2 protein-coding genes are annotated in these 1224 nt (G+C 57.3%); both read right to left on the bottom strand.

The window, feature by feature from the left end:
• A partial coding sequence (locus GM1_RS22835) for a hypothetical protein (protein WP_217997965.1) occupies positions 1 to 301 on the bottom strand: 301 nt, incomplete at its 3' end.
• The coding region (locus GM1_RS22130; protein WP_008382544.1) for an RHS repeat-associated core domain-containing protein at positions 298 to 1224 on the bottom strand (927 nt) is incomplete at its 5' end. The genes GM1_RS22835 and GM1_RS22130, both read right to left, overlap by 4 nt.

The raw sequence follows: 1224 nt of genomic DNA, 5'->3' as shown, positions 1-1224 counted from the left end.
GCCCCCGCTTGCCTGAGCTATCCATGTTCTGTGGTTCGAGGGATCTTAATTCTAAGGGTTCTGCAGTCAGGCGACTCTCGTTCGATACTTCGCTGTAGAAACGAACACCATGCCCATCCGAGAATCTTACAATGATCGGATGGAAGGTTTCACGGATTGCTGGTAGTGGCGTTTCGAATGGCCTAGTTTCGCTAGTGTCCCAATCTGTGGGTTCGATACTTTGAATTGTCCGTCCAATGCAATCCTGGATAGCCGATATCGACATCTGCTCCTTTGTTCCGAGTGTGATATGTTCGCTCATTTATGTAAACTTTCCGAAGAATTGAAAACTTCCAGATGAGTCGAAGACTGCGCCATGTCCATCTGGGCGAGTATGTATTGTGCCACCCTGAAAATTTCCTCCAGTCTTGGTTCGACGCGAGTTCCTGGTGCGGTGAGTATGTCATCTAGATGGTTCTGGCCGGACGTGTTGAGATCGCGGCCTGGTACTTTTTCGAGGCCACTCCCCGGCCTGTTCATATGTTTCTGATAGTTGCGTCCCGCCACTGTTAGGTCTGATTTACCCGATGCTCGACTGCCGGATTTAGACAGAGAATCGAGGTCTGGTGTGTCGCCTTTGTTGTTGGTTCCGTTCGGGCATGTGCTTTCGAGGCCGAGTGGGTCTGTCCAGGTGTGTGGGTTGTGGACGTAGGCGGTTGCGGAGGTGGGGTTGGGGGTGAGGCCGAGGGGGTCGGGTGTGGTGTAGGTGCTGGTGGTGGGGTTGTAGTAGCGGTGTCGATTGTAGTGGAGGCCGGTTTCTGGGTCGTGTTGTTGGCCGGCGAACCGGAGCGCAGTTGTTACGCCGGTCCAGGTGGTGGTTCCCCAGAGTGTGGTGGTGGATCTGCCGTCGAGGGTTCCGTGGTCGGGGTTGATGAGTTCGGTGGGTGCGCCGGCGAGGTCGGTGATGATGGCGTGGAATTCGGAGTCGATCTGGGATTGTGTCCAGTCGGCCGGCCGGTGCGGTGACGGGTTGGAGGCTGTGGCGCCTGTGGGGGTGTGGTGTGTTGCGTGTTGGGCCAGCGGTGCGCTGGTGACGGGGTGGTAGGTGAAGGTCCAGGTGCTGGATGCGCCTGAGGGGGTGGTGGCGCGTGGGGTGTGGGCTGTGTTGGTTTGTTCGATGAGGTCGGGGCCGTCCCAGGTGAAGGTGACGGTGTCGAGTAGTTCGCCGTGTCGGTTGTGGTGGGT

It is taken from the genome of Gordonia malaquae NBRC 108250 (genome assembly GCF_000344135.1).
Classification (GTDB): Bacteria; Actinomycetota; Actinomycetes; order Mycobacteriales; family Mycobacteriaceae; genus Gordonia; species Gordonia malaquae.
This window is presented reverse-complemented; position numbering and strand designations above follow the sequence as displayed.